The organism is Streptomyces sp. TSRI0281 (assembly GCF_001905125.1).
Lineage (GTDB): Bacteria > Actinomycetota > Actinomycetes > Streptomycetales > Streptomycetaceae > Streptomyces.
In genome coordinates this window covers 465,400-490,344 of record NZ_LWLE01000035.1, presented here as the reverse complement: position 1 = coordinate 490,344, position 24,945 = coordinate 465,400, and the positions used below count along the sequence as shown (strand labels likewise).

22 protein-coding genes and 1 tRNA gene are annotated in these 24,945 nt (G+C 69.5%); 22 read left to right on the top strand and 1 reads right to left on the bottom strand.

Features of this window, described 5'->3' with window-relative positions; all coding sequences use genetic code 11:
• The first annotated feature begins 112 nt into the window (after positions 1–112).
• Positions 113–1,636, top strand: coding sequence for an HNH endonuclease (locus tag A6A29_RS47235; RefSeq protein ID WP_241838777.1), 1,524 nt, complete (start codon positions 113–115; stop codon positions 1,634–1,636).
• Positions 1,637–1,809: 173 nt separating this feature from the next.
• Here the strand turns inward: A6A29_RS47235 and A6A29_RS36775 are convergent.
• A tRNA-Arg gene (locus A6A29_RS36775) sits at positions 1,810–1,881 on the bottom strand.
• 196 nt (positions 1,882–2,077) lie between these two features.
• Here A6A29_RS36775 and A6A29_RS36770 point away from each other — a divergent pair.
• The 21 genes from A6A29_RS36770 (at position 2,078) to atpA (ending at position 24,942) form a co-directional block, all read left to right on the top strand.
• Positions 2,078–2,512, top strand: coding sequence for a response regulator (locus tag A6A29_RS36770; protein ID WP_241838776.1), 435 nt, complete (start codon positions 2,078–2,080; stop codon positions 2,510–2,512).
• 55 nt (positions 2,513–2,567) lie between these two features.
• Positions 2,568–3,647, top strand: a complete 1,080-nt coding sequence (nrtL, locus tag A6A29_RS36765) for an ArgS-related anticodon-binding protein NrtL (RefSeq protein WP_073727320.1) — start codon at positions 2,568–2,570, stop codon at positions 3,645–3,647.
• A gap of 21 nt (positions 3,648–3,668) precedes the next feature.
• On the top strand, positions 3,669–5,060 hold the full coding sequence (lysA, locus tag A6A29_RS36760) for a diaminopimelate decarboxylase (protein ID WP_073727318.1): 1,392 nt from the start codon (positions 3,669–3,671) through the stop codon (positions 5,058–5,060).
• A 96-nt stretch (positions 5,061–5,156) separates the two neighbouring features.
• Entirely contained in the window at positions 5,157–6,458 is a 1,302-nt protein-coding gene (locus A6A29_RS36755; protein WP_198953519.1) for a homoserine dehydrogenase, read from the top strand.
• A 6-nt stretch (positions 6,459–6,464) separates the two neighbouring features.
• Positions 6,465–7,535: a threonine synthase gene (thrC, locus tag A6A29_RS36750; protein WP_073727316.1), complete on the top strand. Its 1,071-nt coding sequence runs from the start codon at positions 6,465–6,467 to the stop codon at positions 7,533–7,535.
• A 337-nt stretch (positions 7,536–7,872) separates the two neighbouring features.
• Entirely contained in the window at positions 7,873–8,790 is a 918-nt protein-coding gene (gene thrB / locus A6A29_RS36745) for a homoserine kinase (protein WP_073727314.1), read from the top strand.
• Positions 8,791–9,176: 386 nt separating this feature from the next.
• Positions 9,177–11,252, top strand: coding sequence for a transcription termination factor Rho (gene rho / locus A6A29_RS36740; RefSeq protein ID WP_073727312.1), 2,076 nt, complete (start codon positions 9,177–9,179; stop codon positions 11,250–11,252).
• A gap of 614 nt (positions 11,253–11,866) precedes the next feature.
• Positions 11,867–12,970, top strand: coding sequence for an LCP family protein (locus tag A6A29_RS36735; RefSeq protein ID WP_073727310.1), 1,104 nt, complete (start codon positions 11,867–11,869; stop codon positions 12,968–12,970).
• Between the two features lie 192 nt (positions 12,971–13,162).
• Entirely contained in the window at positions 13,163–13,387 is a 225-nt protein-coding gene (gene rpmE, locus A6A29_RS36730; protein WP_030915942.1) for a 50S ribosomal protein L31, read from the top strand.
• Between the two features lie 152 nt (positions 13,388–13,539).
• Positions 13,540–14,616, top strand: coding sequence for a peptide chain release factor 1 (gene prfA, locus A6A29_RS36725; RefSeq protein WP_073727308.1), 1,077 nt, complete (start codon positions 13,540–13,542; stop codon positions 14,614–14,616).
• 44 nt (positions 14,617–14,660) lie between these two features.
• The gene (gene prmC, locus A6A29_RS36720; RefSeq protein ID WP_073727306.1) at positions 14,661–15,506 is read left to right on the top strand and encodes a peptide chain release factor N(5)-glutamine methyltransferase; all 846 of its coding nucleotides are present in this window, start codon (positions 14,661–14,663) and stop codon (positions 15,504–15,506) included.
• A 100-nt stretch (positions 15,507–15,606) separates the two neighbouring features.
• Positions 15,607–16,254 carry an L-threonylcarbamoyladenylate synthase gene (locus A6A29_RS36715; RefSeq protein WP_073727304.1) on the top strand — a complete coding sequence of 216 codons (648 nt, stop codon included), beginning with the start codon at positions 15,607–15,609 and terminating at the stop codon, positions 16,252–16,254.
• Positions 16,251–16,892, top strand: a complete 642-nt coding sequence (locus A6A29_RS36710; RefSeq protein ID WP_073727302.1) for an arsenate reductase/protein-tyrosine-phosphatase family protein — start codon at positions 16,251–16,253, stop codon at positions 16,890–16,892. The genes A6A29_RS36715 and A6A29_RS36710 overlap by 4 nt, the downstream gene beginning before the upstream one ends.
• A 114-nt stretch (positions 16,893–17,006) precedes the next feature.
• Positions 17,007–18,287 carry a serine hydroxymethyltransferase gene (gene glyA, locus A6A29_RS36705; protein ID WP_073727300.1) on the top strand — a complete coding sequence of 427 codons (1,281 nt, stop codon included), beginning with the start codon at positions 17,007–17,009 and terminating at the stop codon, positions 18,285–18,287.
• A 106-nt stretch (positions 18,288–18,393) separates the two neighbouring features.
• Positions 18,394–19,779: an MraY family glycosyltransferase gene (locus A6A29_RS36700; RefSeq protein ID WP_198953517.1), complete on the top strand. Its 1,386-nt coding sequence runs from the start codon at positions 18,394–18,396 to the stop codon at positions 19,777–19,779.
• Positions 19,780–20,044: 265 nt separating this feature from the next.
• On the top strand, positions 20,045–20,482 hold the full coding sequence (locus A6A29_RS36695) for a hypothetical protein (RefSeq protein ID WP_073727296.1): 438 nt from the start codon (positions 20,045–20,047) through the stop codon (positions 20,480–20,482).
• Between the two features lie 224 nt (positions 20,483–20,706).
• Complete coding sequence (gene atpB / locus A6A29_RS36690) at positions 20,707–21,522, top strand: F0F1 ATP synthase subunit A (protein WP_073727293.1); 816 nt, start codon at positions 20,707–20,709, stop codon at positions 21,520–21,522.
• A gap of 74 nt (positions 21,523–21,596) precedes the next feature.
• A complete protein-coding gene (atpE, locus tag A6A29_RS36685; RefSeq protein WP_073727291.1) occupies positions 21,597–21,839 on the top strand; it encodes an ATP synthase F0 subunit C in 243 nt (80 codons plus the stop codon).
• Positions 21,840–21,878: 39 nt separating this feature from the next.
• Entirely contained in the window at positions 21,879–22,421 is a 543-nt protein-coding gene (locus A6A29_RS36680; protein ID WP_073727289.1) for a F0F1 ATP synthase subunit B, read from the top strand.
• On the top strand, positions 22,418–23,233 hold the full coding sequence (locus A6A29_RS36675) for a F0F1 ATP synthase subunit delta (RefSeq protein WP_073727287.1): 816 nt from the start codon (positions 22,418–22,420) through the stop codon (positions 23,231–23,233). Before A6A29_RS36680 ends, A6A29_RS36675 begins: the two co-directional genes overlap by 4 nt.
• 137 nt (positions 23,234–23,370) lie before the next feature.
• On the top strand, positions 23,371–24,942 hold the full coding sequence (gene atpA, locus A6A29_RS36670; protein WP_073727285.1) for a F0F1 ATP synthase subunit alpha: 1,572 nt from the start codon (positions 23,371–23,373) through the stop codon (positions 24,940–24,942).
• Positions 24,943–24,945 lie beyond the last annotated feature (3 nt).

Here is a 24,945-nt window from a genome sequence, read left to right as displayed (position 1 = left end):
CGAGTGGCCGCGCTGGCCATGGAAGCAGAGCTGGGTGGCCCCGTGGCCGCCGGCCAAACCTGAAGCGGCCCGGCCAAACCCGTTGTCAGTCCCCCCGGTTAACCTGGCGATCGTGAAAACAGAAACCGATGTGCGACTCTCCGAGACGGGTGACGAGGGATCGACCGGAGCGGGTGTCGGTGGCACTGCTCTCCACGATTCGGTGGGAGTCCAGTGGGTGCTCCAGCCAAGAGGAACTGCTCGTGTGCGAGGTCCGCAGCACTTCAAGCACTCGGTGCGGGAAGGCATCCGGCTCTCGGACTACGAGCACGTTCTCGGTGCTGACGCTCAAGCGCTGAAGGAACTCTTCCCGACGGGCCCGGCGCGGCTCTGGGGGGCTACGCCTCCTTCCAAGAAGGACGGAAAAGCTGCCGCGATTGCCGGACGGCGGGTCGGTGACGAGGTCTTGTTCTACGCGGACAAGAAGTTCGTTGCCAGCGCGAGGATTCTCGGGCTCTTCCACAACCAGGCCCTTGCCAAGGCCGTCTGGGGTGTGGACGAGGGCCAGAAGACCTGGGAGCACATCATGGCACTGGGAGACGTGGTCGAGTTCGACACACCGGCGAAACCCGTTCTCAGTGAACTCCGGCTTCCCGAGCCGCTGCGTTCGCTGACTCTGGTAGGTGCTGAGGGGCGGCGCCGTTGCCTGCGTTTGGTCGATCGGTCGACGCCCGTGAGGCCGGGGCGAAACGATCTGCCTCCTGGCAGAGGCACGACACTGAGCCGGGACGACGTGTTCCGCGCCCTCTCAAGTTTGAAGACCCACACCAAGGACCAGCGTCCTTCACGTCACAAGCCGATCACTCTCCTGTGGGCCATCGGCCGTCTGACTGCTGAGCAGGACCGCATGGTCGAGTGGCAGACGTTCCGCGACGAGGTCGGGCCTCTGCTGCGGGACTTCGGCCTCCCGGATTCGAGGGTCACCCCTGAGTACCCGTTTTGGCACCTACGCTCCAGTGGGCTGTGGGACGTCGAGGGGGTGGAGGATCGGAACGCCACGCCAACGCCGTCCAAGCTGACCGCAGCGCGTGCGAGCGCCGGCCTCAAAAGGGACGCCGCCAAGGTCCTTCGACGCTCGTTGGCGCGGGCCGAGGCCATCGGTCTGATCTGTTCCAGCTACCTCGGTGATGTGGACCGGGAGGAAATTCTGGAGCGCGTGGGTCTCGCCGGTTTCGCGAGTGCCAGCGGCGAACTCCCCGACCCAGGAACCGGCGGAGGAAGAGTGCCCCGCCGCCCGGGCGCCTCCTCGCAGCTCGACAGGGACCCGCGGCTCGTCGAGAGCATCAAGGTGATGTACGAGCACGCGTGCCAGGTATGCGATTCCCGCGTAGAGACCAGATACAGCCACTACAGCGAGGCCGCCCACATCCGGGGACTGGGGAGGCCCCACCACGGGCCCGATCAGCTGTCCAACCTGCTGTGTCTCTGTCCCAACCACCACGTCGAATTCGACAGGCTCGCTATCTACATCGATGAGCAGTGGGCGGTGAGGCGGAACTCGACGGGAGCCGTTGACTATCAGCTCAAGCGGCATGCCGACCATGTCATCGACCAGGAGCACCTCCGCTACCACCGCGGGTTGTGCGGACGTCTCTGACCGCGGCACCTGACCGGGGTGGCAGCCCAGCCGGACCGCATCAATGGCTGGGCTGCCACACGAGCGGCACATTCCATCGGTGGTCCGAGGTTGCGGATGGTGATCGCATACACAAAGACCCCGCTTCCAGCCTGAAGGCTGGCGGCGGGGTCTTGTCGGCACTTCCTGCGAAGTGCCCCCGGCAGGATTCGAACCTGCGCACCCGGCTCCGGAGGCCGATGCTCTATCCCCTGAGCTACGGGGGCGTATCGCGGTGTTGCTCTGCGACGGGTGAAACACTACCAGCTCCCGCAGGGTGTCCGTGAACAGGTATTTCCGCGGCGCGGGAAACCCTTCCGGCCACGCCCGAACGGGCGGTCGGCGCGGTTTCTCGCCACTCTTCCGGGGACGGAAGTGGGCAAAACCCGGACGCAGCCCCTCCGGCCGACCTACTCTCGAAGCGTGTCAGGGGCGTACGGCCGCGTGCTTGTTGTCGACGACAACAAGGTCATCCGGCAGTTGATCAGGGTCAATCTCGAGCTTGAGGGCTTCGAGGTCGTGACCGCGGCCGATGGTGTCGAGTGTCTGGATCTGGTGCATCAGGTCTGCCCGGATGCGATCACGCTCGATGTCGTGATGCCCCGGCTCGACGGTCTCCAGACCGCCGCGCGGCTGCGCGCCGATCCGCGGACGAGCCATCTGCCCGTCGCGATCATCAGCGCCTGTACGCAGTACGAGGTGGACGCGGGGGCCTCGGCCGGGGTCGATGTCTTTCTGGCGAAGCCGTTCGAGCCGAGTGAGCTGGTGCGGATCGTCCACCGGCTGGTGCGCCGGGAGGACCCGCCGGAGCTGGACGGGCGGCACGGTGCGGGGCGGGCGGGGTGGGCGGCCGGCTGACCGGATGGCGAAACAGGGTCGCGGAGTGCCCCCCTGTCTCCCATACGCTTGTCCCGTGACCCCCGTCGATCTCTCCCGGACCGTGCTGCACGCTGTGCGCCGCGCGGTCGACGAGGATGCCTTGCGCGCGCCCGTGCCCGCGCGCGTGCGGATCGAAAGGACACGGCCGGGCGGCAGCGGCGACTACGCCTGCGCCGTCGCGCTCCAGCTCGCCGGGCCCGCCGCGCTGCCCGCGCTGGAGGTCGCACGGATCCTGCGCGACCGGGTCGCCGCCGAGCCCGGGATCGGGCGCGTGGACATCACCGGGCCCGGATTCCTGAGCTTCACCCTCGACGCCGGTGCCGATACCGCCGCCCGACATGAACTGGTGCGCGAGGTGCGGGAGCGGGGGCTGCGGTACGGGCACGGCGACGCGCTCCGTACGGAGGTGCTCCAGTTCCGGCACGCCCGGGAGGTACGGGCCGCCGTCAGCGCCCACGCGGTGCGCGCGCTGGTCGTCTCGCAGGGGGCCCGGGTGCGGGTCAGCTGCGAGACGGCGTCCGACCCCGACTGGGAGCGGCTCGGAGTCGGCGTCGACGCCCACGGGGTTCCGCCCACCCCGCTGACCGCGATACGGCCCGTTCCCGCAGGTGCGGACGCGGGGGAGCTGCTGGAGCGGCTCGGGCCCGACGCCACCCGATGGGGGCTGCTGCGGCCCGCCGGACACGACCGGGCGCCGCTCGGCGACGACCTTCTCGTCCAGGGCGAGGCCAACGCCCTCTTCCTGGTGCGGTACGCCCACTCCCGGGCCCGCGCCCTCACCCGCGGCGCGGCGCTCCTCGGCTTCGACGGCGCGTACGACGCCGACTCCGACGCCCGCCACCCCGATGCCCACGCCCTGCTCGACCTCCTCGCCGACCACCCCGGCGTCCTCCTGGCCGCCGCCCGGCACCGGGCGCCGGACCGGCTCGCCCGGCATCTCGAAGCGGTGGCGCGCGCCTTCTTCGCCTTCCACGACTCCTGCCCTCCGCTCCCCATCGGCGACGAGAAACCCTCGGCCGCCCACCGCTCCCGGCTGGCCCTTGCCGAAGCCGCCGGGACGGTGCTGGCCGGCGGCCTGTCCCTGCTCGGTATCAGCGCGCCCGAACACCTCTGAGAGACCCGAGAGAGCAACACGATGAGCCGATCCGCACACCCCGCCGGGCCCCGTCACGCCGACGTCCTCACCGAGGGGCACTACACCGCCCCGGCCACCGATCTGAACGTCCTGGACGAGAAGGTCTGGTCCCGTACCGTCACCCGCGACACGAACGGTGCGCTCACCGTCGGCGGGATCGAAGTCGCCCGGCTCGCGGAGGAGTTCGGCACTCCGGCGTACTTCCTCGACGAGAGTGACTTCCGCGCCCGCTGCCGCGCCTGGGCGGACGCCTTCGGGCCCGGTGCCGATGTCTTCTACGCCGGGAAGGCATTCCTGTCGCGCGCCGTCGTGCGCTGGCTCCAGGAGGAAGGGCTCAACCTCGATGTCTGCTCCGGTGGTGAGCTGACCACCGCGCTGGACGCCGGTATGCCGGCCGAGCGGATCGCCTTCCACGGCAACAACAAGACCGTCGCCGAGATCGAGCGGGCCGTCGAGGCGGGCGTCGGGCGCATCGTGCTCGACTCCTTCCAGGAGATCGTCCGGGTCGCCCACATCGCGCAGAGCCGGGGCCTGCGCCAGCGCGTCCAGATCCGGGTCACCGTCGGCGTCGAGGCGCACACCCACGAGTTCATCGCCACCGCCCACGAGGACCAGAAGTTCGGTATCGCGCTGGCCGGCGGACAGGCCGCCGAGGCGGTGCGGAGGGTGCTGACGCTCGACGGGCTCGAACTGATCGGCATCCACTCGCACATCGGGTCGCAGATCTTCGACATGGCCGGGTTCGAGGTCTCCGCACGGCGCGTGGTGCAGCTGCTCGCCGAGGTGCGCGACGAGCACGGCGTCGAGCTGCCCGAGATCGACCTCGGCGGCGGGCTGGGCATCGCGTACACCTCCGAGGACGACCCGCGCGAGCCGCACGAGATCGCCAAGGCGCTCAGCGACATCGTGACCCGCGAGTGCGAGTCCGCGAATCTGAGCACCCCGCGCATCTCGGTCGAGCCGGGCCGGGCCATCGTCGGGCCCACCGCGTTCACGCTCTACGAGGTCGGCACGATCAAGCCGCTCGAAGGACTGCGTACGTACGTCAGCGTCGACGGCGGCATGTCGGACAACATCCGCACCGCGCTGTACGACGCCGAATACAGCGTCGCCCTCGTCTCGCGCAGCTCGGACGCCGAACCGATGCTGGTCCGCGTGGTCGGCAAGCACTGCGAGAGCGGGGACATCGTGGTGAAGGACGCGTTCCTGCCGGCCGACCTCGCTCCCGGCGACCTGATCGCGGTGCCCGCCACCGGCGCGTACTGCCGTTCCATGGCGAGCAACTACAACCATGCCCTGCGCCCGCCGGTCGTAGCCGTACGCGACGGAGAGGCGCGCGTGATCGTCCGACGGGAGACGGAGGAAGATCTCCTGCGCCTCGATGTCGGGTGATGAAATAGTCGTCTCAGGATCCGGACGGGTGGCAGAAACCCCCGTCCGGTGAGTGAGACTGGTCCACACATGAGTATGTATGAGAAACGAGGTCGGATGATGCGTACGCGTCCGCTGAAGGTGGCGCTGCTGGGCTGTGGAGTGGTCGGCTCAGAGGTGGCGCGCATCATGACGACGCACGCCGACGACCTCGCCGCGCGCATCGGCGCGCCGGTGGAGCTCGCCGGAGTGGCCGTCCGCCGGCCCTCGAAGGTGCGGGAGGGAATCGATCCCGCACTGGTCACCACCGATGCGACCGCCCTGGTCGAACGGGGCGACATCGACGTCGTCGTCGAGGTCATCGGGGGCATCGAGCCGGCCCGCACACTCATCACGACCGCCTTCGAGCACGGTGCGAGCGTCGTCTCGGCCAACAAGGCGCTGCTCGCCGAGGACGGCGCCGCACTGCACGCGGCAGCCGAGAAACACGGCCGCGACCTCTACTACGAGGCGGCCGTGGCCGGCGCCATCCCGCTCGTACGCCCGCTGCGCGAGTCCCTCGCCGGGGACAAGGTCAACCGGGTCCTCGGCATCGTCAACGGCACCACCAACTTCATCCTCGACCGGATGGACACGAGCGGAGCCGGCTACTCCGAGGCGCTCGACGAGGCCACCGCCCTCGGGTACGCCGAGGCCGACCCGACCGCCGACGTCGAGGGCTTCGACGCCGCCGCGAAGGCCGCGATCCTCGCCGGTATCGCCTTCCACACCCGCGTACGCATCGGCGATGTGCACCGCGAGGGCATCACCGAGGTCACCGCCGCCGACATCGCGTCCGCCCGCCGCATGGGCTGCACGGTCAAGCTGCTCGCCATCTGCGAGCGCGCCGCCGACGGGCAGTCGGTCACGGCCCGCGTGCACCCCGCGATGATCCCGCTCAGCCACCCGCTGGCCTCCGTCCGCGAGGCGTACAACGCGGTCTTCGTCGAGGCGGAGGCCGCCGGGCAGCTGATGTTCTACGGCCCCGGCGCCGGTGGCGCGCCCACCGCGTCCGCGGTCCTGGGCGACCTCGTCGCGGTCTGCCGCAACAAGCTCAACGAGGCCCCCGGCCCCGGCGAGTCCGCCTATACGCGTCTGCCGGTCAGCCCGATGGGCGACGTCGTCACGCGGTACCACATCAGCCTCGACGTGGCCGACAAGCCTGGCGTACTCGCCCAGGTCGCGACGGTCTTCGCCGAGCAGGGCGTATCGATCGATACGGTGCGCCAGCAAGGCCGTCAGGACGGAGGCGGCGAGGCATCTCTCGTCGTCGTCACCCACCGCGCGCCCGACGCCGCCCTCTCCGGGACCGTCGAAGCGCTGCGCAAGCTCGACACCGTGCGCGGTGTCGCCAGCATCATGCGTGTTGAAGGGGAGTAAGGACCCATGACCAGCAAGGGCACCCACCAGTGGCGCGGCATCATCGAGGAGTACCGGGACCGTCTTCCGGTCACGAGCACGACGCCCGTTGTCACGCTTCGTGAGGGCGGTACGCCGCTCGTTCCGGCGCAGGTCCTCTCCGAGCGCACGGGCTGCGAGGTGCACCTCAAGGTCGAGGGCGCCAACCCCACCGGTTCGTTCAAGGACCGCGGGATGACCATGGCGATCACCCGCGCCAAGGAGGAGGGCGCGCAGGCCGTCATCTGCGCCTCGACCGGCAACACCTCCGCCTCCGCCGCCGCGTACGCGGTACGGGCCGGGATGGTCTGCGCCGTCCTCGTACCGCAGGGCAAGATCGCGCTCGGCAAGATGGGCCAGGCGCTCGTCCACGGCGCCAAGATCCTTCAGGTCGACGGCAACTTCGACGACTGCCTGACCCTGGCCCGCTCGCTCTCGGACAACTACCCGGTGGCGCTGGTCAATTCGGTCAACCCGGTCCGTATCGAGGGCCAGAAGACCGCCGCGTTCGAGATCGTCGACGCGCTCGGTGACGCCCCGGACATCCACGTCCTGCCGGTCGGCAACGCGGGCAACATCACCGCGTACTGGAAGGGCTACACGGAGTACGCCGGCGACCGGGTCTCCACCCACGCGCCGCGCATGTGGGGCTTCCAGGCCTCCGGCTCCGCGCCCATCGTGCGCGGCGAGATCGTCAAGGACCCCTCCACGATCGCCACCGCGATCCGGATCGGCAACCCGGCCTCCTGGCAGTACGCCCTGGCCGCGCGGGACGAATCGGGCGGTTTCATCGACGAGGTGACGGACCGGCAGATCCTGTCCGCGTACCGGCTGTTGGCCTCCCAGGAGGGCGTCTTCGTGGAGCCGGCCTCGGCCGCCTCCGTCGCCGGTCTGCTCAAGGCCGCCGAGGAGGGCAAGGTCGACCCCGGGCAGAAGATCGTCTGCACGGTCACCGGCAACGGCCTCAAGGACCCGGACTGGGCCGTCGCGGGCGCCCCGCAGCCGGTCACGGTGCCGGTCGACGCGGCCACCGCGGCCGAGAAGCTCGGCCTCGCGTAACCCTCGCGTAACCCTCGCGTCCGATCGCGGGAAACCCGCTCAACCGCCCCTTTTCGGGGCGGAGAGCGCATAGGAGGCGTGCGACACGCATCGTGCGCCTCCTGTGCGCCCTATGTCGCGACAGAACCTTCCTTCGATAAGCTGTATGCAACCGCCCCGCCGCATGTGCCGCGGTGCGGTGCCGCCGTGGCCGTCGGGCCGGCGATCGGATGTCTCATCGTCCGGCGCCCCTGCCCCACAGCCGCGACCCCGCAGTCATCGCCCCACATCACCCCCACTGCCGCACAGCCACACACCGCACCGCATCCCCGCTGTCTTACAAGGAGTCGTCCAACCGATGGCCGGTCCCGCGTTCCGAGCTGCCGCCGTCAGGGTGCGCGTCCCCGCGACCAGCGCCAATCTGGGCCCGGGTTTCGACGCCCTCGGCCTGTCGCTGGGGCTGTACGACGATGTCGTCGTCCGGGTCGCCGACTCCGGGCTGCACATCGACATCGCGGGTGAGGGCGCGCAGTCGCTGCCGCGCGACGAGAGCCACCTGCTCGTACGCTCCCTGCGCACCGCCTTCGATCTGCTCGGCGGACAGCCCCGCGGCCTCGAAATCGTCTGCGCCAACCGCATCCCGCACGGGCGCGGCCTCGGTTCCTCCTCCGCCGCCATCTGCGCAGGCATCGTCGCCGCCCGCGCCGTGACGATAGGCGGCGACGCCCGCCTCGACGACTCGGCGCTGCTGGAGCTGGCCACCGAGATCGAGGGGCATCCCGACAATGTCGCGGCCTGTCTGCTCGGCGGCTTCACGCTCGCCTGGATGGACGGCGGAGCGGCCAGGGCCATCAGGATGGATGCTGCGGATTCCGTCGTTCCGGTGGTTTTCGTGCCGGGCAGGCCGGTGCTCACCGAGACCGCCCGCGGGCTGCTGCCGCGCGCCGTCCCGCACGTCGACGCCGCGGCCAACGCCGGTCGTGCGGCCCTGCTCGTAGCGGCTCTGACCGAGCGCCCCGAGCTGCTGCTCGCCGCCACCGAGGACCGGATCCACCAGGAGTACCGAGGGCCCGCGATGCCGGAAAGTCTGGAGCTGGTGAACCGGCTGCGCGCCGACGGCGTCCCCGCTGTCATCTCCGGCGCGGGCCCCACGGTGCTCGCGCTGACGGAGGAGGGTTCGGCCGACAAGGTCGCTCGACTGGCGGGCGAGGGATGGGCGGCGAACAGGCTCGCCCTGGACGCCACGGGCGCGAGTGTTCTGCCGCTCGCCCCGTAGCCGCATGTGATTGCCGGTGAGTGAGAGGGGGAATGTTGTTGGAGCCGGTAGTGTTAACCTCAAGTCTGCAACCGACGTCTTTGTGGCGCGTTGCTTCGTGTCCCCCTCCGGGACCACCATTCTTCCGGGAGCCTCCCCAACTGCCTGAGCAGCCTGCCTGAGCAGTTTCGAGCACGCTCCGGAACCGGCACGACACCCCTCGCTCTTCCAGGAGTGGGCCGAGCAGGGGGATCTCGCGCCGGACCCCGCACATTCATCTCTCCGCCGTACCCGGCGGACCACCGCCCCGGCAAGGTCCGCGATCCGCAAGATCACAGACCGCAGTCGGACAGCACAACCGGTCGCCGAGCCAGAAGGCCGACGTCCGCTCCAGGGAAGGACCCTTCGTGAGCGACACCACCGATCTGATGGGCGTGACTGCCGACAAGAGCGTCGACAGCACCGCGCCCGCCGAAGGTGCTGCCACTGGCACCACCGCACGGCGCCGCCGCTCCGGCACCGGCCTCGAGGGCATGGTCCTGGCCGAGCTGCAGCAGGTCGCGTCCGGCCTCGGCATCAGGGGAACTGCGCGCATGCGCAAGAGCCAGCTGATCGAGGTCATCAAGGAGGCACAGGCGGGCTCCGCCGCGCCCAAGACCTCCTCCAAGGCCGCTGCGGCCCCCGCCGGTACGGACGCCGAGAGCAAGCCGAAGCGGCGCGCCACCTCCAAGGCGCGCACCGGGGACGAGGCCGCCGCACCGGCCGACAAGGCCGACGCCCAGCAGCAGATCGACATCCCCGGTCAGCCGGCCAGTGACGACCAGCCCGCGGGCGAGCGTCGTCGGCGCCGGGCGACCGCGCAGGCCGGCAGCCCCGACACCAAGGCCGAGGCCAAGTCGGAGCCGCAGGCCGAGCAGAAGAGCGAGGACCGCGGCGAGGCGAAGGCCGACGCCAAGGCCGAGTCCGCCGCCGACAGCGCCGAAGGCCGCCGCGGCGACCGCCGGGACCGCGGCGAGCGTGGGGAACGCGGTGAGCGCGGTGACCGTCGCGAGCGCCAGCGCGACCGCCGCAGCAAGGGCGACGACCAGGGCCAGCAGGGCGGCGGGCAGCGCCCCCAGCGCCAGGGCCAGGGACAGACCCAGAGCCAGGGCCAGGGCCAGGGGCAGACCCAGGGCCAGGGTCAGGGGCAGGGTCAGAGTCAGGGCCAGCAGAACCGTGACAACGGGCCGGACGACGGCTACGACGACGAGGCGGGCGGCCGTCGCGGCCGTCGCGGCCGCTACCGCGACCGTCGTGGCCGCCGTGGCCGTGAGGACTTCGCCAGCGACGTACAGGTCGCCGACGACGACGTCCTGATCCCCGTCGCGGGCATCCTGGACATCCTCGACAACTACGCGTTCATCCGGACCTCCGGCTACCTGCCGGGCCCGAACGACGTGTACGTCTCGCTCGCCCAGGTCCGCAAGAACGGTCTGCGCAAGGGTGACCACGTCACCGGTGCGGTGCGTCAGCCCAAGGACGGCGAGCGCCGCGAGAAGTTCAACGCGCTGGTGCGCCTCGACACGGTCAACGGCATGGCGCCCGAGAGCGGCCGCGGCCGTCCGGAGTTCCAGAAGCTGACCCCGCTCTACCCGCAGGACCGGCTCCGTCTGGAGACCGACTCCAATGTGCTGACGACGCGGATCGTCGACCTGGTCGCCCCGATCGGCAAGGGCCAGCGTGGTCTGATCGTGGCCCCGCCGAAGACCGGCAAGACGATGATCCTGCAGGCCATCGCCAACGCCATCACGGTCAACAGCCCCGAGTGCCACCTGATGGTCGTCCTGGTCGACGAGCGTCCGGAAGAGGTCACCGACATGCAGCGGTCGGTGAAGGGCGAGGTCATCTCCTCGACCTTCGACCGCCCGGCCGAGGACCACACCACGGTCGCCGAGCTGGCCATCGAGCGCGCCAAGCGTCTCGTCGAGCTGGGTCACGACGTGGTCGTCCTGCTGGACTCCATCACCCGTCTGGGCCGCGCGTACAACCTCGCGGCGCCCGCCTCCGGCCGCATCCTGTCCGGTGGTGTCGACTCGACCGCGCTGTACCCGCCGAAGCGCTTCTTCGGTGCCGCGCGCAACATCGAGGACGGCGGCTCGCTGACCATCCTGGCCACCGCGCTCGTCGAGACCGGCTCGCGCATGGACGAGGTGATCTTCGAGGAGTTCAAGGGCACCGGCAACATGGAGCTCAAGCTCGACCGGAAGCTCTCGGACAAGCGCATCTTCCCGGCGGTGGACGTCGACGCGTCCAGCACCCGTAAGGAAGAGATCCTGCTCGGCACCGACGAGCTGGCGGTCGTCTGGAAGCTGCGCCGGGTGCTCCACGCGCTCGACCAGCAGCAGGCGATCGAACTCCTGCTGGACCGCATGAAGAAGACGCAGTCCAACGCGGAGTTCCTGCTGCAGATCCAGAAGACGACGCCGGGCAACGGCAACGACTGACGTCGCCTCAGCAGCCGTACCCAGCCGCCCTCGTCACTCCGGTGACGAGGGCGGTTCTGCGTCGCGGTGCGGCATCGGCGGACCATAGGCGGGGGAACGTCCTTTCGTACGCCCACTCAGTCGGGTTACCGATGGGGGCGGTTCCTCTCCCCGCTCGGGCAACTGACCGGCGCCTCAACCGTGTTGTGCCGCGACGGTCACCTCGTTCACCCGGCCCGTCCCGTGCGGCGGCCGGGGCGGCGCCGGCCCGGTGCGTCAGGTCGACCCGGAACCGCGACGGCGAGGGCCGCCCGTGGCTCCGACCGGGTTCGCGGCGGCCGACCCCGACCGGGGCCCGGGACCGCCCACCCGGGCGGTCTGAGACGTGAGCCACATCCCGGGCCGCCGCACACCCGCCCGGAGGATGGCTGTACCACGAAAGAAACCCCAGGTGAGCGCCGCATCACGGGCAGTTCGCCCGGCGCGGCCCGCGGCCCCGTCCCGGACAGGGGTCACAGGCCGTTGTGCAACCCTTCTTGGTGCTTCGACGTCTGAGCAGGAGACGACAAACCGTGCCGAACCATTCAGGGGCGGGGGAGCGGGGAGCAGCGAGGCACCAGGAACGAGGGAGACCCATGAGCGAGCAGAGCAGGGGGACCGGCCGAATACGCGGCTCCGGCAGCCGCCGCAGGAGGCCCTCGGGCCGCCACCGCGCGAAGGTCATCGCCGCCTGGACGGTGGCCGGTGTCGTGGTCGCGGGCGGATCGGGGCTCGGATACGCGTACTTCACGCTCAACGGCAACCTCAAGGGTGTCGACATCAACGCCGCGCTCGGCGCGGACCGCCCCGACGACGTGGACGACGGCTCCCAGGACATCCTGGTGCTGGGCTCCGACTCCCGCTCCGGGGACAACTCCCAGTACGGCGCCGACGAAGGGGCCGCCCGCTCGGACACGGCGATGATCGTGCACGTCAACGAGGGCCACAAGGCGGCCAGCGTCGTCTCGATCCCGCGCGACACCCTCGTCGACCGCCCCGCCTGCACGAGCGACGCGACCGGTGACCCGGTCTCCGCCGAGACGCACGCGATGTTCAACACGGCGTACGAGGTCGGCGGACCGGCCTGCGCGGTGAAGACCGTCGAGGCGATGTCCGGGATCCGCATGGACCACTACGTCGAGGTCGACTTCACCGGCTTCAAAAAGCTCATCGACGAGCTCGGCGGTGTCGAGATCACCACCAACGAGGCGATCAACGACTCCAAGAGCCATCTGAACCTGAAGCCCGGCACCCACACCCTGGACGGCGAGCAGTCGCTCGGCCTGGTGCGCACCCGCAAGAGCGTCGGCGACGGCAGCGACCTCGGACGCATCCAGCTCCAGCAGGCGTTCATCAAGGCGCTGATGGAACAGGCGAAGAGCGTCGGGGTGTTCTCCAGCCCGAAGAAGCTGTACGACCTCGCCAACACCGCCACCAAGGCCATCACCACCGACTCCGATCTGGCCTCGGTCCCGGAGCTCACGAGCTTCGCGAACGGGCTCAAGGGCCTCGGCGCGAAGAACGTCCACATGGTCACGCTGCCCGTGGAGTACGACCCCGCCGACCCCAACCGCGTCATACCGCTGGAGGAGTCGGCCCAGCAGGTGTGGACGGCGCTCAAGCACGACCGGCCGATCCCCGCCTCCGCCACCGAGAAGTCGGCGGGCGACAAGGGCGAGGCCGGCCAGGTCGTCCGGTAGGGCTGCCGCCTGCGAGGACGCCACTGGGTGCGCGGACGGTCACCGAACGTGTGACCGGGGGCGGGAATAGGTGCGGCCCGACCCCGGTTTTGGGAGATACGGCCGGTCCTGGCAGACTGGTACGTCGGCCCCGGTTCACGGACGCGCAATCCGCGCGGACGACCCGGCGCCCTCCCGAAACTAGGAGACACCTTGAAGCGCGACATCCACCCCGAGTACGTCGAGACGCAGGTCAGCTGCACCTGCGGTGCGTCGTTCACCACCCGGAGCACCATCGACGGCGGCGCCATCCGTGCCGACGTCTGCTCCGAGTGCCACCCGTTCTACACGGGCAAGCAGAAGATCCTCGACACCGGCGGCCGCGTGGCCCGCTTCGAGGCCCGCTTCGGCAAGGCTGCCGGCTCCGCCAGCAAGTAGCGAGCCCCTGCGCCGGTTCTCGGCGCCCTCTCACCGGGGGCGTCGGAACCGGCGTTTTTTCCGGCCGGGCGTCCGGGGGTGCCCCCGGACGCCTCACCCCGGCAGTACGCCCTCCAGCAGGCCCGTAGACGTAACCAACCAGGAGCCCCCGAATGTTCGAGGCGGTCGAGGAACTGATCGGTGAACACACCGGTCTTGAGAAGAAGCTCGCCGACCCGTCGGTCCACTCCGACCAGGCCAACGCGCGCAAGCTGAACAAGCGCTACGCGGAGCTGACCCCGATCGTCTCCACGTACCGGTCCTGGAAGCGGACCGGTGAGGACATCGGGACCGCCCGCGAGTTCGCCGCGGACGACCCCGACTTCGCCGCCGAGGTCAAGGACCTGGAGAAGCAGCGCGACGAGCTCACCGAGAAGCTCCGCCTCCTCCTCGTCCCGCGCGACCCCAGCGACGACAAGGACGTGCTCCTGGAGATCAAGGCGGGCGCGGGCGGCGACGAGTCGGCCCTGTTCGCCGGTGACCTGCTGCGCATGTATCTGCGGTACGCGGAACGCGTCGGCTGGAAGACCGAGATCATCGACTCCACCGAGTCCGAGCTCGGCGGCTACAAGGACGTCCAGGTCGCCGTGAAGACCAAGGGCGGCAACGGGGCCACCGAACCCGGCCAGGGCGTCTGGGCCCGGATGAAGTACGAGGGCGGCGTGCACCGTGTGCAGCGCGTGCCCTCCACCGAGTCCCAGGGCCGTATCCACACCTCCGCCGCCGGTGTGCTCGTCACGCCCGAGGCGGAGGAGGTCGACGTCGAGATCCTCGCCAACGACCTCCGGATCGACGTCTACCGCTCCTCGGGCCCCGGCGGCCAGTCCGTCAACACCACCGACTCCGCGGTCCGCATCACGCACCTGCCGACCGGTGTCGTCGCCTCCTGCCAGAACGAGAAGAGCCAGCTCCAGAACAAGGAGCAGGCCATGCGCATCCTGCGCTCCCGGCTGCTGGCCGCCGCCCAGGAAGCGGCCGAGCAGGAAGCCTCCGACGTACGCCGCAGCCAGGTCCGTACCGTCGACCGGTCCGAGAAGATCCGTACGTACAACTTCCCGGAAAACCGGATCTCGGACCACCGCGTCGGCTTCAAGGCGTACAACTTGGACCAGGTGCTCGACGGCGACCTCGACGCCGTGATCCAGGCGTGCGTCGACGCCGACTCCGCCGCCAAGCTCGCCAACGCGTAGACCAAGCCCGCCCCGCCGCCCGTGACCCCGTACGGAGAACCGCGATGAACCTGCTGCTCGCCGAGGTGGCCCAGGCCACCCAGCGGCTGGCCGACGCCGGTGTCCCTTCACCGCGATTCGACGCCGAGGAACTCGCCGCGTTCGTGCACGGCGTCAAGCGGGGCGAGCTGCACCATGTGCCCGACACGGACTTCGACGCCCGCTACTGGGAGACCATCGCCCGCCGCGAGGCCCGCGAGCCCCTCCAGCACATCACCGGCCGCGCCTTCTTCCGCTACCTGGAGCTCCAGGTGGGGCCCGGAGTCTTCGTGCCCCGCCCGGAGACCGAGTCGGTCGTCGGCTGGGCCATAGACGCGGTCCGCGCGATGGATGTCGTCGAGCCGCTCATCGTCGACCTCTGCACGGGATCCGGCGCCATCGCCCTCGCCATGGCGCAGGAGGTGCCGCGCTCGCGCGTACACGCCGTGGAGCTGTCCGAGGACGCCCTCAGATGGACCAGGAAGAACGCCGAGGGGTCACGGGTCACCGTCCACCGGGGAGACGCTCTGAGCGCCCTTCCCGAGCTCGACGGCCAGGTCGACCTGGTCATCTCCAACCCGCCGTACATCCCGCTCACCGAATGGGAGTACGTGGCACCCGAGGCACGCGACCACGACCCGGAGATGGCCCTCTTCTCCGGCGAGGACGGACTCGACACCATCCGCGGCATCGAACGCACCGCACACCGGCTGCTGCGCCCCGGCGGTCTCGTCGTCATCGAGCACGCCGACACCCAGGGCGGCCAGGTGCCGTGGATCTTCACCGAGGAACGGGGCTGGGCGGATGCCGCCGACCACCCGGACCTGAACAAGCGGCCCCGGTTCGCCACCGCCCGCAAGGCCATGCCGTGACCGGCGGCCCGCACCGGCTCCCGCCGGACCCGCAGCTGCCGGGCCCGCACCCGTCAGACCCGTACACGCCATACCCGTACATGCTTGAGGAGGCCGGCTGATGGCACGGCGATACGACTGCAACGACGCGACCGACCGTACGACCGGCCTGCGTGAAGCCGCGTCCGCCGTCCGCCGCGGCGAACTGGTCGTGCTGCCCACCGACACCGTGTACGGGATCGGTGCGGACGCCTTCAGCTCCGAGGGCGTCGCCGACCTGCTGGACGCCAAGGGGCGCGGCCGCAACATGCCGACCCCCGTCCTGATCGGCTCCCCGAACACCCTGCACGGCCTGGTCACCGACTTCTCCGAACAGGCGTGGGAGCTCGTCGACGCCTTCTGGCCCGGCGCCCTCACACTCGTCGCCAAGCACCAGCCCTCACTGCAGTGGGACCTCGGTGACACCCGCGGCACCGTCGCCATCCGGATGCCGCTGCACCCGGTCGCCATCGAACTGCTCACCGAGGTCGGCCCGATGGCCGTCTCCAGCGCCAACCTCACCGGCCACCCCTCGCCCGAGGACTGCGACGCCGCCCAGGAAATGCTCGGCGACTCCGTCTCCGTCTACCTCGACGGCGGCCCGACGCCCGGCATCGTGCCGTCCTCGATCGTCGACGTCACCGGTGGGACGCCGGTACTCCTGCGGGCCGGTGCGCTCTCCCTGGAGGAGCTGCGCAAGGTGGTACCCGACCTTGAGGTGGCCAATTGACCACCCCGCAGGGGCGTGGCATAGCGGGGCAGACCGACACTTTCCGCATCCTCCACGTCAGCACCGGCAACGTGTGCCGCTCGCCCATCACCGAGCGGCTGACCCGCCATGCCCTGGTGGACCGCCTCGGCGACCCGCTCAGCGGCGGGCTCATCGTGGAGAGCGCGGGCACCTGGGGACACGAAGGCGCCCCGATGGAGGCCAACGCGGAGGTCGTCCTCGCCGACTTCGGCGCCGACGCCACCGGCTTCGTCGGCCGTGAACTGCTCGACGAGCACGTGATCCGCGCCGACCTGGTCCTCACCGCCACCCGCGACCACCGCGCCCAGGTCATCTCCATGGGCCACTCGGCCGGCCTGCGGACGTTCACCCTCAAGGAGTTCACCCGGCTGGTCCGGGCCATAGATCCGGCCACCCTGCCCGACACGCGCGACGAGGGCGTCGTCGAACGCGCCCGCGCACTGGTGCGCGCCTCCGCCGCCCTGCGCGGCTGGCTGCTGGCCCCCACCGCCGAGGCGGACGAGGTCTACGACCCCTACGGCGCCCCGATCACCTTCTTCCGCTCCATCGGCGACGAGATCAACCAGGCACTCGATCCCGTCGTCACCGCACTGACGGGCGTCCGGGCCCCCCACTGACGGGCTCGTGCGCCGACCGGCGTACGGGGCGCCCCGGCAGCGGGCACAGCGCCACAGCGCGGCCTACATTGGATCTGACACCAGCGCACCCCTCCCCAGGCCCGGAGCCGTCAGATGCCGGTCACCACTCCAGCCGCACCCGCACCCGTGTCCGCCTCGCACGCCGTCCTGCCGCAGGACTTCGACGCCCTGCGCCGCGAGGACCCGGAGATCGCCGACGTACTGCTCGGTGAGGTCCGCCGGCAGTCGAGCACCCTCCAGCTGATCGCCGCCGAGAACTTCACCTCGCCCGCGGTGCTGGCCGCCCTCGGCTCGCCGCTCGCCAACAAGTACGCCGAGGGCTACCCGGGCGCCCGTCACCACGGCGGCTGCGAGCACGCCGACGCCGCCGAACGCCTCGCGATCCAGCGGGCCCGCGCCCTCTTCGGCGCCGAACACGCCAACGTCCAGCCGCACTCCGGCTCCTCCGCCGTCCTGGCCGCCTACGCGGCGCTGCTGCGCCCGGGTGACACGGTGCTCGCGATGGGACTCCCGTACGGGGGACACCTCACCCATGGGGCGCCCGGCAACTTCTCCGGCCGCTGGTTCGAGTTCGTCGGCTACGGGGTGGACCCCGACAGCGGGCTCATCGACTACGGGCAGGTCCGCTCCCTGGCCAGGGCCCGCCGCCCCAAGGCGATCGTCTGCGGCTCGATCTCGTATCCGCGCCACCCCGACTACGAGGCGTTCCGGGAGATCGCCGACGAGGTCGGCGCCTATCTGATCGCCGACGCCGCCCACCCGATGGGCCTGATCGCCGGGGGAGCGGCGCCCAGCCCGGTCCCGTACGCGGACGTGGTCTGCGCGACCACGCACAAGGTGCTGCGCGGCCCGCGCGGCGGGATGATCCTGTGCGGCGCGGAGCTGGCCGAGCGGATCGACCGGGCGGTGTTCCCCTTCACCCAGGGCGGCGCCCAGATGCACACGATCGCGGCGAAGGCGGTCGCGTTCGGGGAGGCGGCGACACCCGCGTACACGATGTACGCCCACCGGGTGGTCTCCCACGCGCGGGTGCTCGCCGCGGGTCTGGAGGCCGAGGGCTTCGAGATCACCACGGGCGGCACGGACACCCATATCGTCGTCGCGGACCCGGCCCCGCTGGGTGTCGACGGCCGCACCGCACGCGAACGTCTGGCGGCGGCGGGCATGGTGCTCGACACCTGTGCCCTGCCCTACCCGGACGCCCGTGGCATCCGGCTCGGCACCGCGGCGGTCACCACCCAGGGCATGGACGAGGCGGACATGGCGCGGCTCGCCGCACTGTTCGGAGCGGCGGTACGGGAGACGGGTGATGCCGCCCATCTGCGGTCGGAAGTGCGCGAACTGGCCGAGAGGAATCCCCCGTATCCGGGGTAGGCGATGACGAGGCGGCCCTTGATTGCGGCATGTGGAACCATCACCCGTACCGTGGGGTCCTTGTTCATGAGGCTAGGGTGTGGGGCTGAGATGGTCGGCGAATTCTGTGGGGCAGCCCGTGCGTGATTATCTGCTGACGCTCTGTGTCACGGCCGCAGTGACTTACCTGCTGACCGGGCCGGTGCGAAAGTTCGCCATCGCGATCGGGGCCATGCCCGCGATCCGTGCGCGTGATGTACACCGAGAACCGACACCGCGGCTCGGCGGCATCGCCATGTTCGGCGGACTGTGCGCGGGACTGATCGTCGCGGACCACCTGTTCAATCTGAACGGCGTCTTCGAACTCTCCAACGAACCACGGGCGCTGCTCTCCGGCGCCGCCCTGATCTGGCTGATCGGCGTCCTGGACGACAAGTTCGAGATCGACGCCCTGATCAAGCTCGGCGGGCAGATGATCGCCGCCGCCGTGATGGTCATCCAGGGTCTGACGATCCTGTGGCTGCCGATCCCCGGTGTGGGCACGGTCGCCCTCACCCAGTGGCAGGGCACGCTGCTCACGGTCGCCCTGGTCGTCATCACGATCAACGCGGTCAACTTCGTCGATGGTCTGGACGGCCTGGCGGCCGGCATGGTCTGCATCGCCTCCGCGGCGTTCTTCCTGTACGCCTACCGGCTCTGGTACGGGTACGGAATCGAGGCGGCCGCCCCCGCGACGCTCTTCGCGGCGATCCTGATGGGCATGTGCCTCGGGTTCCTGCCGCACAACATGCATCCCGCGCGGATCTTCATGGGCGACTCCGGATCGATGCTGATCGGCCTGGTCCTGGCCGCGGGTGCGATCTCCGTGACCGGGCAGGTCGACCCGGACACGATGAAGCTGTTCGAGGGCAGCGAGCGGCAGGCGACCCACGCGATGCTGCCGGTCTTCATTCCGCTGATCCTGCCGCTGACGATCATCGCGATCCCGGCCGCCGACCTGGTGCTGGCGATCGTGCGGCGTACATGGAACGGGCAGTCGCCGTTCGCGGCCGACCGCGGTCACCTGCACCACCGCCTGCTGGAGATCGGCCACTCGCACAGCCGGGCCGTGATGATCATGTACTTCTGGTCCGCGCTGATCGCCTTCGGCGCGGTCGGCTACTCGGTCCACTCGGCGTCGATGTGGATCGTGCTCGCGATCATGGGGCTCAGCGCCGTGGGCCTGGTGCTGCTGCTGATGCCGCGCTTCACCCCGCGTACCCCGTACTGGGCGGAACGCTTCGTTCCGCCGCGCTACCGGCGCGATCGCGGACCGGTCTCCTCACTCGCGTACGAGGAGAGGCCGGAGTCGGGGCGGGGTCCGGACCAACAGGCGTCCGAGGACCCGGAGATGGCACGGGAGAGCGCGGAACGCACCCCGGTGGCCGTAGGAGTCTCCGGCGTCAACGGAGCGACCGCCGTCGGTCACCGTTCGCGCCCGTCCGATCGCCGGAAGGCGGACTCGGCGCGTTGACGTTTCGGGCGTCTCCGTCCATTACCAGACAATGCGCCGTCCTGTCCTGCACACACGCGCGGAGTCACTCTCATGTGTGACAGTTGGCACACTTTTCAGGTAAAGACCTCATCAAATAGTTTGTGATACCGTTCACGAGACCCGGTGACAGGGCCGAAGGACCCTAGTGACATGGTCCGTTGGCCCGAGGTGACCACTCTCGGACCGGGCCTACGCTCGTCCATGACGACACCATTGCCCACCCCCTGCAAGCGGAGCTGCCGCCATGCCGTCCAACGACGCCCGGACTCTCCTTCATGCCGCCGTACCCACCGCTGCCGCCGGTGCTCTCGCCGTCGCTGTCAGCGCTGTGGTCGCGGGCGGCAAGGGAGCGATCGGGGCGGCTGTCGGGACGCTGGTCGTGATTCTCTTCATGGGTATCGGCCTCTATGTTCTGCAGCGAACCGCGAGGTCCATGCCGCACCTGTTTCAGTCCATGGGGCTGATGCTCTACACGGCACAGTTGCTGCTGCTCTTCATCTTTATCGCCGTGTTCAAGAACACGACGCTGTTCAATCCGAGGGCTTTTGCCATCTCGCTGGTCGTCGCGACCGTTGTGTGGGTCGCGGCCCAGGTTCGTGTACACATGAAGACCAAGATCCTTTACGTCGAGCCGGACTCGTCCAAGGGCAAGAAGCCCGAGAACGCGGGGTCATCGACGTGAAGGGTAGGGCCGGGATAAGAGCGCGTACGCGATCCTGCTATCGTCCGGTGCCAACTGCGGCACTGCGGGCGCGGGCATCCAAGCTGACGCCTGCTTCATCGCGAGGCTCTGTGCCTGAGCCGCCCCCCCATCCGTAACACCAAGTCCAGTGCCGACCAGCGGCTTCTTGCCGCGCCGACACAACGAGGTTGCCGTACCTATGCGCCACGCTGAAGGAGCCCGCGGTGAGTGCTGACCCGACGACGGTGCTCGCCTTCGAGACCGACTGCCACATCTTCGACGGATGCGGCTTCCCGGCTCCTGGCCTGCACTCCTTTGTATTCGAGCCGATGTTCACCGTCGGCGGTATCGACATCAACAAGCCGATGCTGCTGGCGGTCCTGAGCACCGTTGTCGTCGTCGGCTTCTTCTGGGCGGCCTTCAACAAGCCGAAGCTGGTGCCCGGAAAGCTGCAGATGGTGGCCGAGGCGGGTTACGACTTCATCCGCACCGGTGTGGTGTACGAGTCGCTCGGTAAGCGCGAGGGCAAGAAGTACGTGCCCCTCATGGTCTCGCTGTTCTTCTTCATCTGGATCATGAACCTCTGGGCGATCATCCCGCTCGCCCAGTTCCCGGTGGTCTCGGTCATCGGATTCCCGGTGGCGCTGGCTGCGATCGTCTACGTCCTGTGGGTCAGCCTGACCTTCAAGCGGCACGGCTTCGTCGGCGGCTGGAAGAACATCTCGGGCTACGACCCGTCGATCGGCCCGGCACTTCCCTTCGTCATGCTCATCGAGATCATGTCGAACCTGCTGATCCGGCCGTTCACGCACGCCGTGCGACTCTTCGCGAACATGTTCGCCGGTCACGTGCTGCTGCTGATCTTCACCATCGCCAGCTGGTACCTGCTGAACGGCATCGGCATCGCCTACGCCGGTGTGTCCTTCGTGATGGTCCTGCTGATGACCGCCTTCGAACTGTTCATCCAGGCGCTGCAGGCCTACGTCTTCGTACTCCTGGCCTGCAACTACATTCAGGGCGCTCTCGCCAAGCACCACTGACCAGCCCAGCCCCACCCCTGATAGTCGTCCGGTGGCCAACCCCCACCGGTTCTGAAAGAGAAGGAAGAAACGGCATGTCCGCTCTTGAGACCCTCGCCGCCGTCAACATCTCGGGCAACCTCGGTTCCATCGGCTACGGCCTCGCCGCGATCGGCCCCGGCGTCGGCGTCGGCATCATCTTCGGTAACGGTACGCAGGCGCTGGCCCGTCAGCCCGAGGCCGCCGGTCTGATCCGGTCGAACCAGATCCTCGGCTTCGTGCTCTGTGAGGCGCTGGCCCTGATCGGCCTCGTCATGCCCTTCGTTTACCCGTTCTAATCGCGGCATTTCCCGCCCGATTCGACGAAAGGCACTGATGTGATCGCCCACCAGCTGGCGTCAGAGGAGATTCAGAACCCTCTGCTCCCGGCGATCCCCGAGATCGTCATTGGCCTGATCGCCTTCGCCATCGTCTTCGGCTTCCTCGCCAAGAAGCTCCTCCCGAACATCAACAAGGTTCTGGAAGAGCGCCGCGAGGCCATCGAAGGCGGTATCGAGAAGGCCGATGCGGCCCAGACCGAGGCGCAGAGCGTTCTTGAGCAGTACAAGGCTCAGCTCGCAGAGGCGCGCCACGAGGCCGCCCGCATGCGCCAGGAGGCGCAGGAGCAGGGTGCCGTCATCATCCAGGAGATGAAGGCGGAAGGTCAGCGGCAGCGCGAAGAGATCATCGCCGCCGGCCACGCCCAGATCGAGGCCGACCGCAAGGCCGCGGCTTCCGCGCTGCGCCAGGACGTGGGCAAGCTCGCCACCGACCTGGCCGGCAAGCTCGTCGGCGAGTCCCTTGAGGACCACGCCCGGCAGAGCGGCACCGTGGACCGGTTCCTCGACGAGCTCGAGGCGAAGGCCGAGGCTGTCCGATGAACGGCGCGAGCCGCGAGGCACTGGCAGCCGCACGTGAGCGTCTCGACGCGCTGACCGACAACACGTCGGTCGACGCGGCGAAGCTCGCCGAGGACCTGGCAGCCGTCACCGCGCTGCTCGACCGCGAGGTTTCCCTGCGGCGGGTCCTCACCGACCCGGCGCAGAGCGGCGAGAGCAAGGCCGAGCTGGCCGGACGACTGCTGAGCGGTCAGGTGAGCGGCGAAGCCGTGGACCTGATCTCCGGCATGGTCCGCTCCCGCTGGTCGCAGTCCCGCGAACTGGTGGACTCGGTCGAGGAGCTGGCGAACACCGCAGACCTCACCGCGGCCCAGCGCAGCGGCGCACTCGACGACGTCGAGGACGAGCTGTTCCGGTTCGGCCGGATCGTCGGCTCCGACACGGACCTGCGTTCCGCGCTCACCAGCCGTACGGCCACCACCGCCGCCAAGGGCGAGCTGCTGCGCAGCCTGCTCGGCGGCAAGGCACAGCCGGTGACCGAGCGCATCGTCACCCGCCTCGTGACCCAGCCCCGGGGACGTAGCCTGGAGGCAGGACTCGACTCCCTGTCCAGGCTCGCCGCGGAGCGACGGGACCGCATGGTCGCCGTGGTCACCTCGGCGGTACCGCTGAGCGACCGGCAGAAGCAGCGCCTCGGCGCCGCACTCGCCACGCTCTACGGTCGGCAGATGCACCTGAACCTGGACGTGGACCCCGCGGTCCTCGGCGGGATCTCGGTGCGCGTCGGTGACGAGGTCATCAACGGCACCATCGCGGAGCGCCTCGACGAGGCGACCCGTCGCATGGCCGGCTGACACAGCGCAGCGCAACAAAAACCAAGCAAGACCAGCGGCCCGGTTGGGCCGTGCAGAAATTGCAGAAGATTCCTGGGGGTCGGCCCCCAGACCCCCTTAAGAAACTTCGGGCCCAACAAGGAGAGCAGGGAACCCAGATGGCGGAGCTCACGATCCGGCCGGAGGAGATCCGGGACGCGCTGGAGAACTTTGTCCAGTCGTACAAGCCGGACGCGGCCTCGCGCGAGGAGGTCGGTACGGTCAGCGTTGCCGGTGACGGCATCGCAAAGGTGGAGGGCCTGCCCTCCGCCATGGCGAACGAGCTGCTGAAGTTCGAGGACGGCACCCTCGGTCTCGCCCTCAACCTTGAGGAGCGCGAGATCGGTGCCATCGTCCTCGGCGAGTTCAGCGGTATCGAGGAGGGCCAGCCGGTGCAGCGCACCGGTGAGGTGCTCTCCGTCGGCGTCGGCGAGGGATACCTCGGCCGCGTCGTCGACCCGCTCGGCAACCCGATCGACGGTCTCGGCGAGATCGCGACCGACAGCCGCCGCGCCCTTGAGCTGCAGGCCCCTGGCGTCATGGTCCGTAAGTCGGTGCACGAGCCGATGCAGACCGGCTACAAGGCCGTCGACGCCATGGTGCCGATCGGCCGCGGCCAGCGTCAGCTGATCATTGGTGACCGTCAGACCGGCAAGACCGCTCTGGCCGTCGACACGATCATCAACCAGCGCGACAACTGGCGCTCGGGCGACGTGAACAAGCAGGTGCGCTGCATCTACGTCGCCATCGGTCAGAAGGGCTCCACCATCGCCTCCGTGCGTGGTGCGCTCGAAGAGGCCGGCGCGCTGGAGTACACGACCATCGTCGCCGCCCCGGCGTCCGACCCGGCCGGCTTCAAGTACCTGGCGCCGTACACCGGTTCGGCCATCGGTCAGCACTGGATGTACCAGGGCAAGCACGTCCTGATCATCTTCGACGACCTTTCGAAGCAGGCCGACGCCTACCGCGCCGTGTCGCTTCTGCTGCGCCGTCCGCCGGGCCGTGAGGCCTACCCGGGCGACGTCTTCTACCTGCACTCGCGTCTGCTGGAGCGCTGCGCGAAGCTCTCCGACGAGATGGGCGCCGGTTCGATGACCGGTCTGCCGATCGTCGAGACCAAGGCGAACGACGTGTCGGCGTTCATTCCGACCAACGTCATCTCCATCACCGACGGCCAGTGCTTCCTGGAGTCCGACCTGTTCAACGCGGGTCAGCGTCCGGCGCTCAACGTCGGTATCTCGGTCTCCCGAGTCGGTGGCTCCGCCCAGCACAAGGCCATGAAGCAGGTCTCCGGCCGGCTTCGCGTGGACCTCGCCCAGTACCGCGAGCTGGAGGCGTTCGCCGCCTTCGGTTCCGACCTGGACGCGGCGTCCAAGGCGTCGCTGGAGCGCGGTAAGCGCATGGTCGAGCTGCTGAAGCAGCCGCAGTACGCCCCGTTCCCGATGGAGGAGCAGGTCGTCTCGGTCTGGGCCGGCACCACGGGCAAGATGGACGACGTCCCGGTCGAGGACATCCGTCGCTTCGAGAGCGAGCTGCTGGAGTACCTGCGCCGTGAGCGCAAGGACCTCCTGACCAGCATCGCCGAGGGCGGCAAGATGTCCGACGACACGCTGCAGTCGATCGCCGACGCGATCGCCGCCTTCAAGCAGCAGTTCGAGACCTCGGACGGCAAGCTTCTGGGCGAGGGCTGATCG

Bases quoted from the DNA above. Each gene is read 5' to 3' on its own strand.
- lysA (WP_073727318.1), top strand. From the start codon at position 3,669: ATGAGCCGATCCGCACACCCCGCCGGGCCCCGTCACGCCGACGTCCTC.
- A6A29_RS36755 (WP_198953519.1), top strand. From the start codon at position 5,157: ATGATGCGTACGCGTCCGCTGAAGGTGGCGCTGCTGGGCTGTGGAGTG.
- thrC (WP_073727316.1), top strand. From the start codon at position 6,465: ATGACCAGCAAGGGCACCCACCAGTGGCGCGGCATCATCGAGGAGTAC.
- thrB (WP_073727314.1), top strand. From the start codon at position 7,873: ATGGCCGGTCCCGCGTTCCGAGCTGCCGCCGTCAGGGTGCGCGTCCCC.
- A6A29_RS36735 (WP_073727310.1), top strand. From the start codon at position 11,867: ATGAGCGAGCAGAGCAGGGGGACCGGCCGAATACGCGGCTCCGGCAGC.
- prfA (WP_073727308.1), top strand. From the start codon at position 13,540: ATGTTCGAGGCGGTCGAGGAACTGATCGGTGAACACACCGGTCTTGAG.
- prmC (WP_073727306.1), top strand. From the start codon at position 14,661: ATGAACCTGCTGCTCGCCGAGGTGGCCCAGGCCACCCAGCGGCTGGCC.
- A6A29_RS36715 (WP_073727304.1), top strand. From the start codon at position 15,607: ATGGCACGGCGATACGACTGCAACGACGCGACCGACCGTACGACCGGC.
- glyA (WP_073727300.1), top strand. From the start codon at position 17,007: ATGCCGGTCACCACTCCAGCCGCACCCGCACCCGTGTCCGCCTCGCAC.
- A6A29_RS36695 (WP_073727296.1), top strand. From the start codon at position 20,045: ATGCCGTCCAACGACGCCCGGACTCTCCTTCATGCCGCCGTACCCACC.
- atpE (WP_073727291.1), top strand. From the start codon at position 21,597: ATGTCCGCTCTTGAGACCCTCGCCGCCGTCAACATCTCGGGCAACCTC.
- A6A29_RS36675 (WP_073727287.1), top strand. From the start codon at position 22,418: ATGAACGGCGCGAGCCGCGAGGCACTGGCAGCCGCACGTGAGCGTCTC.
- atpA (WP_073727285.1), top strand. From the start codon at position 23,371: ATGGCGGAGCTCACGATCCGGCCGGAGGAGATCCGGGACGCGCTGGAG.